The sequence below is a fragment of the Coleofasciculus sp. LEGE 07092 genome (assembly GCF_015207375.1).
GTDB lineage: Bacteria > Cyanobacteriota > Cyanobacteriia > Cyanobacteriales > Coleofasciculaceae > LEGE-07092.
On record NZ_JADEWY010000006.1, the window covers coordinates 19,162 to 34,270 of the forward strand.

The 15,109-nt window shown below is 44.7% G+C and carries 9 protein-coding genes; 6 read left to right on the plus strand and 3 right to left on the minus strand.

The window, feature by feature from the left end; genetic code table 11:
• The first annotated feature begins 158 nt into the window (after window positions 1-158).
• Both IQ257_RS02670 and IQ257_RS02675 read left to right on the plus strand, forming a co-directional pair.
• Window positions 159-4,013: a PAS domain S-box protein gene (locus IQ257_RS02670; RefSeq protein ID WP_193873118.1), complete on the plus strand. Its 3,855-nt coding sequence runs from the start codon at window positions 159-161 to the stop codon at window positions 4,011-4,013.
• Between the two features lie 141 nt (window positions 4,014-4,154).
• Window positions 4,155-4,388 carry a hypothetical protein gene (locus tag IQ257_RS02675; RefSeq protein ID WP_193873094.1) on the plus strand — a complete coding sequence of 78 codons (234 nt, stop codon included), beginning with the start codon at window positions 4,155-4,157 and terminating at the stop codon, window positions 4,386-4,388.
• On the opposite strand, the gene IQ257_RS02680 is transcribed toward IQ257_RS02675, so the two are convergent.
• Window positions 4,378-7,548: an alpha-mannosidase gene (locus tag IQ257_RS02680; protein WP_193873095.1), complete on the minus strand. Its 3,171-nt coding sequence runs from the start codon at window positions 7,546-7,548 to the stop codon at window positions 4,378-4,380. The genes IQ257_RS02675 and IQ257_RS02680 overlap by 11 nt on opposite strands.
• 326 nt (window positions 7,549-7,874) lie before the next feature.
• Here IQ257_RS02680 and IQ257_RS02685 point away from each other — a divergent pair, with 326 nt between their 5' ends.
• The 4 genes from IQ257_RS02685 (at window position 7,875) to IQ257_RS02700 (ending at window position 12,804) form a co-directional block, all read left to right on the plus strand.
• Complete coding sequence (locus tag IQ257_RS02685) at window positions 7,875-9,833, plus strand: hypothetical protein (RefSeq protein ID WP_193873096.1); 1,959 nt, start codon at window positions 7,875-7,877, stop codon at window positions 9,831-9,833.
• 44 nt (window positions 9,834-9,877) lie between these two features.
• Window positions 9,878-10,099, plus strand: coding sequence for an SOS response-associated peptidase family protein (locus IQ257_RS02690; RefSeq protein ID WP_193932918.1), 222 nt, complete (start codon window positions 9,878-9,880; stop codon window positions 10,097-10,099).
• A complete protein-coding gene (locus tag IQ257_RS02695; protein WP_193873098.1) occupies window positions 10,096-10,338 on the plus strand; it encodes a hypothetical protein in 243 nt (80 codons plus the stop codon). The genes IQ257_RS02690 and IQ257_RS02695 overlap by 4 nt, the downstream gene beginning before the upstream one ends.
• 120 nt (window positions 10,339-10,458) lie before the next feature.
• Window positions 10,459-12,804: an NACHT domain-containing protein gene (locus tag IQ257_RS02700; protein ID WP_193873099.1), complete on the plus strand. Its 2,346-nt coding sequence runs from the start codon at window positions 10,459-10,461 to the stop codon at window positions 12,802-12,804.
• Between the two features lie 33 nt (window positions 12,805-12,837).
• On the opposite strand, the gene IQ257_RS02705 is transcribed toward IQ257_RS02700, so the two are convergent.
• Both IQ257_RS02705 and IQ257_RS02710 read right to left on the minus strand, forming a co-directional pair.
• A complete protein-coding gene (locus IQ257_RS02705) occupies window positions 12,838-13,989 on the minus strand; it encodes a DegT/DnrJ/EryC1/StrS family aminotransferase (protein WP_193873100.1) in 1,152 nt (383 codons plus the stop codon).
• A 9-nt stretch (window positions 13,990-13,998) separates the two neighbouring features.
• Entirely contained in the window at window positions 13,999-15,063 is a 1,065-nt protein-coding gene (locus tag IQ257_RS02710) for a glycosyltransferase family 1 protein (RefSeq protein ID WP_193873101.1), read from the minus strand.
• Window positions 15,064-15,109 lie beyond the last annotated feature (46 nt).

Sequence of the window (15,109 nt, forward strand, 5' to 3'; positions counted from 1 at the left end):
ATGGGACGCCTTTGAATGCAACTCGGTAAGCTATTCCACAGCCTTCCTTGCACCAGCTAGGATGGGCTTTTCAGCCAATCCTACAAGAGCTTTAACAAAAACAATAATGCAAACTAGATGTGGAGGAGCTTATAACTTCGACGGTTGCTAGAGGTTTAATGATGAATGACACAGAAAGCTCGCGATCGATCACTGAGTTCAAAGAGCAGCAGCGAACTGAGGAAGAATGGGTACAAGTCGAGGAAAAACTGCGAGAGAGCGAAAGACTCTTTCATGCTATCTTCGACCAAATGTTCCAGTTGATGGCAGCACTGCAACCAGATGGCACCTTATTAGCCGTCAATCGAACAGCGCTTCACTTTATTGGCACTCAAGCGGACGATGTTGTGGGGCGTCCGTTTTGGGAGACGCCGTGGTGGACTCAGGCACCTGAACATCAAACTCTCTTGCAAGAAGCGATCGCTACTGCGGCTGCGGGTGAATTTGTTCGCTATGAAGTTGAACTCTACAGAGCTGATGGGAAACTCGTAACGATCGACTTCTCCCTCAAGCCGATCCAAGATGAGACTGGCGTTGTAATTTTACTCATTCTAGAAGGTCGAGATATCACTCAGGCAAAGCAAACAGAAGACGCCTTGCGCCAGAGTGAAGAAAACTATCGTTCTGTTGTTGAAAGCATCAAAGAAGTTATTTTCCAAACCGATGCAGCGGGTTTATGGATATTTCTCAATCCCGCTTGGACAGACATTACCGGGTTTACCCTAGGAGAGAGCATTGGTACAAACTTTATTGACTACATTCATCCTGATGAGCGCCAGCGCAATCAAGAACTCTTTCAACCCTTAATTGAACGTCAAAAAGAATCTTGTCGCCATGAAGTTAGATACATGACCAAAGATGGCGGCTATCGCTGGATGGAGGTACACGCTCAATTAACCTTGGCTCCTGATAATACTATTACAGGAATATCCGGCACCCTGAGAGATATTACCCATAGTAAATGGGCAGAGGAAAAACTCCAAGAAAGCGAACGAAAACTGCGTCAAATTATCGATTTAGTTCCTCATTTAATTTTTGCAAAAAATAAAAATGGACAATTTATCCTTGCTAACCAAGCTGTTGCCGAGGCTTACGGAACCTCTGTAGAAAAACTCCTCACCAGTAAAGATGAAGACTTTGTAGCATCCATTGAAGATGCTCACCGATATCGAGACGCTGACTTGCAAGTTATCAATAGTGGACAGCTCAAACATATTCCCGAAGAAACAATAACAGATGCTCACGGGAAGATTCGCATTTTACAAACCACAAAAATTCCCTTTTTTGTAGCAGGTTCAGATGTACCTGCAGTCTTGGGTGTCTCCATTGATATTACTCAACGTAAGCAAGCCGAAATTGCTCTTCAAAAGCAGCTCATGCGGACGTTGTTGCTCAAACAAATTACTCAAGAAATTCGCCAAAGTTTAAACACGAAAGAAATTTTTAAAACCACAGCTACTCAAATTGGTCAGGCATTCCGTGTCAATCGCTGCGTGATTTATACCTACCTCACCGAAGCCACTCCATCTATTGCATTTGTTGCTGAATATCTAGAAAAAGAACAGGAATCGATTTTTGACTTAAATGTTCTTATTGCTGGTAATCTCCACGTCCAGCAACTGTTAAAAAAAGACCGAGCCATTTCCTCTCCTGATGTCTACACCGAACCCCTCCTGCAAGGGGCGGAACCGCTTTGTAGCCGCGCTAGACTGAAGTCAATGTTAGCCATTCGTACCTCCTATCAAGGAGAACCCAATGGTTTAATTGGTTTACATCAGTGTGACTCGTACCGCCACTGGAATGATGATGAAATTGAGTTACTTGAAGCCGTCGCCGATCAAGTGGGAATTGCGATCGCTCAAGCTCGCCTCCTCGAACAAGAAACCCATCAGCGCGAACTTTTAACCGAGCAAAATATAGCGTTGGAGAAAGCTAGACAGACAGCGGAAGCCGCAACTCAGGCGAAAAGCGAATTTTTAGCAACCATGAGTCACGAAATTCGCACGCCGATGAATGCCGTGATTGGCATGACTGGACTCTTACTCGACACTGCACTAACGTCCCAACAGCGTGATTTTGCAGAAACGATTCGCAGTAGCGGAGATGCGCTCCTCACCATTATCAACGATATTCTTGACTTCTCTAAAATCGAGTCCGGTAAGTTGGAGTTAGAGGAACAACCCTTTGAACTACGCACCTGTATCGAAGAATCCCTCGACTTACTCACTGCCAAAGCCACTGAGAAAAATCTGGAATTGGCATACCTATTCGCTCCCCAAACCCCAAACCTAATCATGGGGGATGTCACCCGACTACGGCAAATCTTAGTTAATTTGGTGGGTAACGCCGTTAAATTTACCCCTGAAGGGGACGTTATCGTTTCCGTGATTGCCTGGAAATTGGAGCATGAGGAAAACCCTCCTCATTCGTGTTACGAACTCCAATTTACCGTTAAAGATAGCGGTATTGGTATTCCCGAGGATCGTTTAGATCGGCTGTTCAAGTCCTTTAGTCAGGTTGATTCCTCAACCTCTCGCCAATATGGAGGCACAGGCTTGGGTTTGGCAATTAGCAACCGTCTGTGCGAAATGATGGGGGGCAGGATGTGGGTTGAAAGTGGTGGTTTTGTAGCAGGTAATCCACCACCGGAGTGGAAAGCACAATCTAAACGCCCCAATTCTAAAGGTTCAACATTCTATTTCACCCTCGTTGCCGAATCAGTTTCTGGTTCACAGTCCCTTGAGCAACCGACTTGTGAAGCTCAGCTTACTGGTAAGCGGTTGCTGATTGTGGATGATAATGCGACTAATCGACAAATTCTGACTCTGCAAACTGAGTCTTGGGGCGTCATTACGAAGGCAGCAGAGTCGGGTTTTGAAGCTCTAAATTGGCTGTCTCAAGGAGAACGGTTTGATATTGCCATTCTGGATATGCAGATGCCAGAGATGGATGGTATTACTCTGGGTTCTGAAATTCGCAAGCAGTCTGATTGTCAAACTCTGCCCTTGCTGATTTTGTCTTCAATGGGCAAACCGAAGATAGACTCTCAGGAAATTGAGGCTAATTTTGGAGCATTCTTAAACAAGCCAATTAAGCAATCTCAGCTTTATAGTGTTTTGTGTCAGATTCTAGGCGGACAACCCATCAAGGTTAAGCCGTCGCGCTCTCACTCCCTGCAACTCGATCCGCACATGGCTGAACGGCTACCCCTGCGAATTTTAATTGCAGAGGATAATATGGTGAACCAGCAGTTGGCATTGCAGTTATTGCAACGCATGGGGTATCGAGCAGATGTAGCGGGTAACGGACTAGAAGCGATCGCTGCACTACACCGTCAGTCCTATGATGTACTCTTTATGGATGTGCATATGCCAGACATGGATGGCTTGGAAGCAACCCGCCACATCTGTGAACACTGGTTAACCCATACACGCCCCCGGATTATTGCGATGACGGCTAATGCCATGCAGGGCGATCGCGAAAAATGTCTGGACGCGGGGATGGATGACTATATTAGTAAGCCCATTCGAGTACAGGAGCTAGTCAGGGCTTTGTTACAGTGCCAGCCTGATTCTCAGTCAAGTTTGAACAATCCGGAGTTAGTGCCGATGCCAGAGGATGCCATTGACTATCAGTGCTTGCAAGGATTTCGAGACATGATGGGAGAGAGCGCCTCCGAAATGCTAACCCAACTGATTGATGTTTATCTAGAAGAGACTCCAATTTTACTGCAAGCCATGAATACAGCCGTTAGTCACAAAGAGCCAGCCGCCTTGCAGCGTGCGGCTCACACGTTAAAGTCTGCCAGCGCCGCCCTCGGAGCAATGACTCTCTCACAACTGTGTCAGCAACTTGAAGACTTGGGGAAGTCTCAAACAATAACGGGTGCCTCCGCTCTGATTTCCCAGCTCGAATCAGAGTACCAGCGCGTTGAAACGGCACTGCAACGAGAGCGGCAAGAGCCTATCCTGTGAGTTGATGCGGAGGAAACAAATCCCACTCAGCCAATCGGCGTACTATATTAAGAAGTTTTACGGATGTATTGACGGCTCAATTTATATGATAATCAGAAGTAATCAATAGATGTTTGTCTATAATCCATTGAAATAAGTTCTATGCTATTACCTTCGTTTATCACCCTAACCATTGCCGTTGTCTCGGTTTGCGTCAGTGTCAATGCCAGAGAAGAATTGATGCAGGTGGCGGCTGTACTGACTGCCTTACTGTGTCTGTTTCTGAGCCTTGTATTGGCACCGTGGTTAGTCAAACTGCTGATTGCAGCCGCACTGTTGCTTACCTCCAAGCGCACCTCATGGGAGATTTTTCGCTACAACTCGTTCATTGAGTAACGTCCCTAATTCCCTGGACAAGTGCAAAACTTGCAATTTTCCAAGGTGGGATTTTGACAAATTGCTCATTTTGTGGTATTTGAGACGAAGTGGCTGGTCTTTCCAGTAGATCCACTGAATGGGTTAGGCTTAACCCCAAATCGCTCTTTAAAGACAATTCGGCTTCCTTGCCGTAGCATTCGTAGCACCGCAGAATCCATTGGTTAGAATTCGCTTCAGATTGCTTAAGGGCGATCACAATTAGATTTTCTGCCTGCAAATCCAAGAATTGACCCACCGATGGTAAGTGTTTGAGATAATCGGTTTCTGTCGTTGGATACAACAGCACTTGCAGGGGTACATTCAACTCATAGCCTTGGTGAACTGTTTTAGCCGACTGCCAGCTACTGTCGTGAGGATACAAAGCGTAAGTAAAATAATGAGTACCTTGGTCAGATTCCGGGTCGGGCCACGTAGGACTTCTGAGTAAGGTGAGGCGCAACTGAGACGGTTGGGCATCATAGCCGTATTTGCAATCATTGAGTAAACTAACGCCATAGGTTTTATCACCCAAATCTGCCCAGCGCAGGGCGGGAACTTCCCATTTAGCTTTTTCAGCGGCAGTTTGGGGCTGAGTACTACGCTCGATAGCACCGCAGGGAATCTCATAGGTGGCAGAGTTGGCTTCTAAATTTAAAGGAAAAGCAGCTTTTACAAGTACGTGTCGTTCCTGCCAGTCTACAGTTGTGACAATTTTAAGAAGGGGCGACTCGGTATCGAGGATGTAATCTTGACAAAATTGAGACTCTCCTAGCTGGCGCACAACTTGTAGGCGCGATCGCACTATCCCTTGTTCCACCCATTGAATGGATTGTAGTTGAGTTGGAGGCAAGGGGTGTTGAGTATAGTTGGGGTCAATATTCCAGGCATCCCAGTACTGACCGTTATCTTTAAACCCTTGCAGTTGATTCCCAGCACCCCTTAAAACTTCTCGTTGCTGAATTTTATCAAAAATACTGCTTAAGTCTCCGGTATCCGGTTCAATTATTATCCGTAGGAATTCATTTTCAAGAACAAAGGTTTCGGTGGCAGGGGATTTGGTAACGGATGTAACGGATGGGTTAGGGGAGTAGGGGCAAAGCCAAAAAAGGCGATATCCAACTGGGGGAATATCTTTTGCTAGGAATAGCAGGGTTGATGAGTCGCTGAGTTGGGAGGGTACTGTTTTTCCAGAAAGGTCGTAGATTTCCCACTGATGTGGAGATGGGGTATAGCCCGTCTCCTCTGCGGGTAACGAAACCGGAACGACTTCGGAACGCTGCCAGTTTAGGGGATTGAAGACAATAATAGGTTGAGCATCTGGTTTTGGTGGTGGGGGTAGGGAAATCTGAGATGCGATCGCATTTAACGATGCTTGCACGAGTTCACGACTCACTTGCTCTGCATCCTGCCAAGCTTGATTGGCTTCTGTAAAGACAGCCGGAATTGATGTTCCTGGCAAAATGTCGTGGAATTGGTTCAATAAAACCTTTTTCCAAGCCGCTTCTAGCTGAATTTTAGGATAGGTTGTACCTGTTATTATTGTTGCTAAAGACGCAAAAAGTTCGGCTTGGTATAATAATCGTTCACACTGACGATTCCAGCGTTTTTGGTCGGCATGGGTAGTGTAGCAACCCCGATGGAATTCTAAGTAAATTTCATCATTCCAGATAGGATTGGGAATGGAATTTTTTCCTATCTCTACATTGAACTTATTTCTAATAGACTGCAAATACTTCAGAGCAGTAGTAAATTTGAGTTTAGGAAAGAAGGGCGACTGCTGGCAGCGCTTTGCCACCTCTAACATATCACGGGTAGGTCCACCACCATGGTCGCCGACGCCGGGAAGCCAAAATACATCGTTTATCTGGGTTTGCTTTTCCCAATCAATGGCGTAAGATGCCATAGTAACGGGATTAGTGTCCATTACTCCAGTAATGTTGGGAGGAGACATTAAGCTGAGGATTTGGGTTCCATCGGGAGATTGCCACCAGAAAACACCGTAGGGAAATTTTGTCGTATCGTTCCAGTGCAGTTTTTGGGTAACAAAATATTCAATTCCTCCTTGCTTGAGAAGTTGGGGTAATTGCCAATTAAAGCCAAAGCTATCTGTTACCCAAGCTATTTGAGTGAGCTGACTGAATTTTTCTTGAGTGTAACGTTGAGCGTAAAGTATCTGCCGAACAATGGATTCGCCATCAATTAAGTTTAATTCGGGTTCGACCCACATCCCACCAACAATTTCCCAGCGTCCGATAGCGATTTGTTGTTTAATGTTGGCAAATAGGTCGGGGCGGTTTTGTTCGATCCAGGCATAAAGGGCGGGTGTGGTGTGGCAGTAGGTTAAGTCTGTAAACTCTTGCTGTAAATTGAGGACTGATTCAAAGGTGCGAACGGCAACATCCCAGGTTTCATTTACTGTCCACAGCCAAGCCATGTCGAGATGTGCGTGACCCAACAAGTGAATTTTAGAGTTGGGAGTTGGGATTTTTAACTGGAGATTTTGGCGTATTATGGAGAGCGATCGCGTAAACTTTTTCGGGTCTGATACCGTATTCCAATTAATTTCGGCTACTGCTTCTATTAGGACATCTAATTTTTTAGGTTCAAATGCTGCTAAATACTTCTGCAATACAGTTAACTCATCAGCGATAAAACCGGGATCGATGGAATCGGTTGATTCATATAAGCAGTGCGATCGCATTAATCCACCAATATCATGACCTGGACTGACTAACCGCAATACGACTTTAATCCCTTCCCCAGGCGTCACGGCTGAACTCAGCAACACTCTAGCCGATGAATCAAATAAATCTCCCTCTTGTACTAACTGACCATTGACAAAAATTTTGGTATCTTCTGCCCACCATGTTAGTATCAGTCGTAAGGCTAATCCTGCTAAGGGATAACCCTGTAAATTGTGGGGAACAACGAATCGCTGACCCAACCATAGAACTTGCCGTCCTGCTGACCAAGTAATGTAGCTGTTGGTATTAAGTTCAACGTTTGACCAATTTGAGAAATCGGATGCTATTGCAGCATCAAGCGACAAGTCGCCAAGATGGTATCGCCAGTTTGCTTGAACATCAATCTGAGTTAAGCCATAGAGTTTCTTGATAGATTCCGAGAGGGATAGGGGCATAATGGCAACGATGATTGAGTTGTTTGAATTTGATATTTTGACCTCAGCTTGAAACTGTAGCTCTAGAGGAACAAATATGCGATCGCTCTTACTCTCCCTTCAAAAAAAGATGCTAGGAAACGCCAGAAACAGACTCTAGGAAATTGTGTCAGTTTTTACGAAAAAATGAGTAAATTTATGCTCTTAGCAACTGGCACTATCCCAACACCTTTACCAGAAAATCAACGCCAGGACAATCTTGACAAAATAACTGACTGACTATACTAGAGATTTTATTTTAATGAAATAATGAGGGGAGTCATAAAAGCTGCCGCTCCCCACTACCTATGTCCTCTACTAGCAAAAGTCCTTACCGCAGCAGATTGTTCAATTTCCTGAATCGGGAGTCTCGCCGATGGATCGAGCAAAGCGATCGCGCCCTGCGACATCTGAAAGTTGCAGCCATCTGGGGAGTACAGGTTCTGCTTTATCCAGTGTACCTGCTCGTACAAGGCACTCTATCTGTTGGACGTCAACTCTCCTCAGCCGCTCGCTCAGGATTTCCTAAATTAAAAACGTTCACCCAATCCCAGCCCCAGAAGGCACCCCCAGCCGCTGACACGCCGATTCAGCGAGTTCTCAAAGATGTTGAGATTTTGCCACTTCCAGATGCATTAGATTTAGTTACCTCACCGTCTGGTTTTGTAACAGTCTTCATGGGTGAGTCGTCACTAGAGAAAGCGGCAGTTGAGGAAAAAGACATAGCGAATAGGGGACAACCAACCAATCGTACTCGAAAGCAAACTAGCAGTCAGCATCGACTCATTCAGGGAGTGGCAACACTGCTGACAACCCGTAGCCTGGTACTTGTTACCGCTGAAAATGAAATCCTGGATATCTTGACGCCTCAACAGCAAGAAAAACTCTCCTCCAAAATTAGTTGGGAAGTGGCAAACCTCTTCCGCCAGTGGCGTCTCAACCAGAAATCCGAATTGAAAAAAACCCAACGCTGCCTCAGTCATCTAGATAAGCCTCCCCTGTTTCTTCCCTTGAGGTTATTCTGGCGCGTCATCGCATGGGTGCAAATCAGTCCTGTTGCGATCGCGGTTAATCTATTTGGCGAATCCACCCTTGTAGAAGAAGGGGGGCAGAGGAGCCGAGGTGCAGGGAAGCAGAGGAGAAGGGAATATGCCATAGGTCAAAATCAGTTGGGTGGACGATTAGAACCAAGGGGAGCTTTAACTTTTTTAGATCGCACTATTGCCCAGTTGGAGTCTCATACCTTAATAACAGACTCTGAAATGGCGATTACTCTACGCGATCGCACTCAGAAACTCTTTCACAACTTGCGTACTCCTTTTATCACACCACGCCATGCCGATACACCCACAGAAGCCTCTGAAACCCATAGGTTTTGGTTGCAGGCTTTAATTTACGCGGCAATTGATTACTTTTTCGGTAGACACAAATCAGATTTGTCCCAGACGGATTATCCGGAGCAAGCCGCCGTTTCAGCAAACCCGACAAAACTAGTCAATTACCGATTTGCTAATTCGGCTACCTCAATCTCTCCTGCTACACTTCCTGAATCAGAATTAACCGATATCAGCAAACTCGATCCCTGGTTAACTTGGAACGATGTATTCGGCACCTCAGAGACAGGGATATCCTCAACTCCTACTTTTGCAGAAGAACAGCCCACATCTCCACCCCAACTCCTAGAAGGATTCAATCGCAAAATACCCTTGGTGCCGGAGGAGAAGTCTATCTGGGGTAAACTTAAGCGTTATTTGAGCATAAAGCTGTCTCCAGGTAAGCTTGCTGTACCTCCTAGACAGGAGCCGAAAGTCAAATCGGTTCCGAGTAATCTCTTCAAACTCTCTTGCAGCGTTAGTGAAATGAAAGGCGATCGCAAAAAAGCAGTGCCATTAGCCCAGCCCAGTCCAAAGATTTACCATAAAGGCAACTTAAAAGCCCAGCAGCCCACTTCTACCCCTCTATCTCCTACTACCCCCAATTCCCGCAGCACCTTACCAACGACAACAAGACAAAAAAAGGAAAAATCTTCTAGAGATGCCATCAATTCCCTCTGGAATGGAGAAGCCCAGAAAAAGTTCATTCCCCACTCCCCCAATATCGACATTGAACCAGCACCCGACTGGATCGAAACTAAAGCAACCCCAACGGGTTACGTCAAACATCCCTTAGAGCAAGTACTCGGATGGCTAGATATCGGTATGCTCTGGCTGGAAGAACTGGTCATAAGAATTTGGCGATGGGTACGGAAGCTGAGGCGTCACCGCTAAGGGGGCAGGGGAGATATCCCTCTTTTGTCACTCTCCGAAAACTTTTGCCATTGCTGAATTCTAGAATTAACCTCTGGCTTGATCCGCAAGATTACGATGTCTGGCTTGACTTGGAGGTGAAAGCGGTAGAGGTGCTGCAACCCCTGCTACGCCCCTACCCTAGTGAGAAGATGATGGCTTCTCCAGTTAGTACAGTGGTAAATAAGGCAAGCCATGATAGTGTTTCCTGTATTGAGAGCATTCAGAAATTAACAATATCAGCATGAAAGACACACTGATTTATTGGCTCAACCAGTTCTTAGTTGCAGATGTTTTCCTGGTTTTATTGAGCTTTTTCTGGCTAGCGATCGCTGTTTTCGGGCGTTCCGTTGGCATTCCCCTAGGACTCGACCTTTGGTATCGCCTCTGGGAACCCGTTTTTACTCCAGCAATCGGCATTTTGATGGCAGGAGCACTAATGAGCGGAATAATTAGCCAAATATCTAAGCGACTGAACTCGAATTGATAGAACTTAACCCCTGGTTTGGTCACGTAACTCTGTCAAGGTTGTACTTTGGCACATTTCTGGGAACTCCATAACAGAGTTTCCAGAGATTTGTTATCTAGAGGTTTGTAAAACTGAGTTATGGCAAGGCGATCGCTACAAGCATCTCCAGAAGGCATTAAAAAAGCTAAACAAGCATTCCTGCGCAAGGGATGGACGCAAGAGTATCTGGCAAGTGAAGTGGGAATAGAAACTCGCCAGCCGATTTGGAAATTTTTTGCAGGTAAGCCCGTCGATCGTCACGTCTTCATTGAAATCTGTTTTCGTTTAGAGATTGAACCTGAAGAGATTGCACTATTACTACAAGTTGAGCCTCTCCCAACAGACAAGGACATTACAACTCCTGACAGTGATATCAATACCTTAGTCTCCAAAGTTCGACAACAACGCTATGATAAAATTCAAGACCAGTGCGGCAGTTTACGTCTATTAGATATTACCCGACCTGTTGAACTCGATGACCTATACGTCCATGTCAATATTCTGGAAGAAATTACTAGTCAGCGCTGGTTAGAACTTTCAGATTTACAAGGATTCCGTCCTGAAGAATTCGATCGCTTGAGCTTGGGGAAAGTTCGTCTCGAAGGAGTTTCAGGACTTAACGCCGTGGAACGGTATGGGAAGTTGATGGTGTTAGGTAAACCAGGAGCTGGGAAAACCACTTTTTTGCAGTATATTGCCGTACAGTGCAATCAAGGTCATTTTCAAAGTCATCTTGTTCCCATTTTCATCCGGCTGAAAAATTTTGCCGAAGATGCTCTTGATGAAGATAATTTTAGTCTAAAACATTACATTAGTCAAGAATTTGAACGTTCTAATGTATCAACGTTAGAGGTTGAATCTTTATTCACTCAGGGTAGAAATTTACTGCTCTTAGATGGTTTAGATGAAGTCCCAGAATCTGCTAGTGATGCAGTTATTAAACAAATTCGTAAATTAGGGGAAAATTATTATAAAAACCCGATAATCATCACTTGCCGCCTTGCAGCTAAAGACTATCGATTTAGCGGATTTACTGAAGTTGAGATTGCGGATTTTAAGTCTGAACAAATTGGAAGCTTTGCTAAAAAGTGGTTTGTAGCGGTTGCCCGAAACTCCCCAGAATCGGGCTTGAAAAAGGCAGCCCTATTTCTCGAACAGCTAGAACTTTCCCAAAATCAACCGATTCGAGAACTGGCAACCACACCCATCTTGCTCAACCTTACTTGTTTAGTTTTTCAAGCCAAGGCTGCTTTTCCTCTCAAACGTTCCGACCTTTATAAGCAAGGACTTGACTTGCTGCTGATTCGCTGGGATGGGGCTAGAGGCATCAAACGAGACGAGATTTATCGCAATTTATCCCTGCCCCACAAACTGCAACTACTCAGTCAGATTGCCGCCATTACCTTTGAGCAAGAAGACTATTTCTTTGAAAAAAGTACGCTTCAGCAGCTCATTGCCGACTATTTGCGGGAACTGTCTAGCGATCACATTGACTTAGCAACCTTAGAACTCGATAGTGCAGCTATCCTCCAATCCATTGAAGCACAGCATGGTCTTTTAGTAGAACGAGCGCGACTGATTTACTCGTTCTCTCACCTGACTTTTCAGGAGTATTTTACAGCCCGAGCTATTGTGGCTGGTGCTGATGCATCATTGCCAAAATTGGTGCAGCATTTAACTGAGAAACGCTGGCGGGAAGTTATTTTACTAACGGCACAAATATTGCCGGATGCCGATAGGCTGTTGCAGCTCATGAAGCAACAAATTGATGCTGTGGCGATTGTAGATGTAGAGGATGGTTCAGGTTCACTCTCAAATAACGCAAATCAGACATTACCCCAGTTGTTGGACTGGGTGAGGCAGAAATCTCTAGCAGTCAAAACTTCTTACAAACCCGCTGCTGTCCGTGCTTTTTACTTAACCCTTGCCCTTCCTCCTGACTATCCACTGGCTGGCAACCAAGCTTTAGCCTTGGCAATCGATTGTAACTTAGCAGGGGAAGTGGGAGGCGAACTCGCCTTGGATTTAGCGCTAATTCATGCCCTCACGGTTGCCGTGACGCTGACGCCTGAACTGGCTAGCGATCGCTTAAGTGCCTTACGCCTTGCCCTTGATCTCAACCACCTAACAGGAAGTAAGCCGATAAGTGCTTCTCTCAGGCAACTTCAGCACCAACTCCCTAACCCAGATGAAGATCAAGATAGTATCAAGCAATGGTGGCAAGTTAATAGTCAAGCCTGGATATCGCAACTCAGAGCTATAGCGATCGCCCATCGTCATATCGGTTACGAATGGCATTTGAGCCAAGCGTGGCAACAGCGATTCGAGCAGTATAATTATGGCAATCAACTGCTCGTCGAATGTCTCAATAGCAACTGTCAGGTGACACCAACGGTACGGCAGGAACTTGAAGAGATGTTATTGTTGCCTCTGTCTGAATTGTAGATTTTATAATGAATTGTGAAACTTGGGTGGGAGTCACAAGTCAGGAATTAGGAGACATGAGAGTTCTTTGGTGTAGCCTTCTCGTTGTAGATAAGTTCGCAGGGATTCACAGATATAATCAATATCGGAATTGTTGATATCGAAGTAAGAGGGTAAATTAATTCCGCGTTGATAAACCTTGTGAGTTACAGGGGTATGAATGGTTTGACTCTGATACATAGGCATATCAGACATCGGATAAAAATAAGGTCTAGTTTCAATTCCCTTAAGGCTTAACGCTTCCATGAGAGTGTTTCGCTCTTTTTCGGTGTATCCCTCAATTTCAATACATACAAGCCAATAAACATTAGATGCCCAATCTGCCGTAAAGTTGAGCTTTAATCCGAAAATATCGAACAAATTTTTATGGTAACGCTCAAATATTTCTAATTTTCGATTGAGTAACTCATCGATTCTTTCCAGTTGAGCCAAACCTAGTGCAGCTTGCATATTCGTCATGCGATAGTTATAGCCCAACTCATCATGCCAGTATCGTTTTGAACTACTCATAGCATGATCGCGTAAGTGCTTCGCCCTTTTATAAAATTCTTCGTCATTCGTGGTGATCATGCCTCCTTCACCACAGGTTATAATTTTATTCCCATAGAAACTAAAAACTCCACAGTCACCCAAAGAGCCAGTTTTCTGACCGTTTATGCCAGCACCATGAGCTTCGGCTGCATCTTCTATTACTAAAAGATTATAGGTTCTTGCCAATTTATTAATCGCTATCATATTGGCAGGATGCCCATAAAGATGGACGGGAATAATAGCTTTAGTCTTTTCGGTAATCGCTTGTTCAAGTTTGACTGGATCGATACAAAGGCTGTCTTCTTCTATATCCACAAACACTACCTTTGCACCTGTATAAGCTACAGCATTAGCCGTGGCAATAAAGGTTAAATCGGGGACAATCACCTCATCACCTGCTTGAATTCCGTAACTCATAAGGGCTAAGTGCAGTGCGGTTGTACCACTGGAAGTTGTTAGGGCATAGCGCGTGCCACAATACTCAGCAAATTTTTCTTCAAATTGATTGATATAGTTACCAAGAGAAGAAATCCAACCAGACTGCATCACATCTAAAACGTAATCTATCTCTAATTGCGTAATTGAAGGTTGAGAAATGGGTATAATTTTATTCATTCGCTTTGTTCATCCTATAAGATGTGATGTAAAAACTTTAGTATTCTCGGTCAAGTTGTGGCGGTTGTACCATTTATTGGCATTATCAGCAACCGTTTGTAGTTGGGATAAATTAAACTCTTTTAATCTCTTATCGGGTATTAAATAGTGCTTCTTCATTTCTAATCCATCGGCTTCTGACGGATTGTATTGAGAACTGAGCGGAATCAGTCCATGAGCGCAGAACGAAGCGAAAACACTCGATTTACCTAAATCACCTGGGAAGCGACTGTAGTCTAAAAATCCTGCTAATGAATTTAACAGTAATTGACGAACGGCTTCATTCGGTTGAAATCCCTTCTCAACAAGACGTATGTTTTGGAAGTCATAGTCTTGCAAATTCAGAGATTTACCAATGTCACAAATTTCTTCAATGCCTAACACCTGGCAAGTGTAAAGCAATTCTGGCAGGTAATTTTTATAAGCACGATGGCGATCGCTGCCGCCAAAAATAATCAGTCGTCGCTGGCGTTCGGCTAAGGAGGGAACGCGATCGGGTTCACCAATTGTGGAAAAATCAGGGATGCAGGTAACAGGGTGCTTTACCCATTGCTCAAGAACCGCTTGAAATTTAGCACTATCAGTAATAACAGTAGTGGCTAATTTGGCAAGGTGACAAGAGACTCTACTCTGGATGGGGTTGAGGATATTGAGCGCTTTAAATTTCAACCTTGGTAACTCGTGAAACATAACAACCAACTTAAGGGATTGTTGTCTCACCACCAATCGCAAAGCATCTACAAGCCAAAAGGGAGCGTCTAGTTTTCCACGTAGATAGGGATAATTGCTGTAATGTACAAGGATTGCATCAACGTCTTTGGGAAAAACGGATAAAAAAGCATCCAAGTTGTGAGCAGGTAATCCTATGACTGGAAATCCATTAATCATCGGGTCTAATTTAAGACCTTGTTGGAACGCTAGAAACTGAGTTGTGATTCCGTGAGCCTTTAAGAGTTGCTCGGCTAATCTTAGTGAATAATCACCAACACCATCGGTGTAAGGTGGAAGTCTGGGAACAATTTGAACGATATTCATGGCTCTAGTTTCAGGTATATTCCATAACATTTAGACTTTTGCAGAG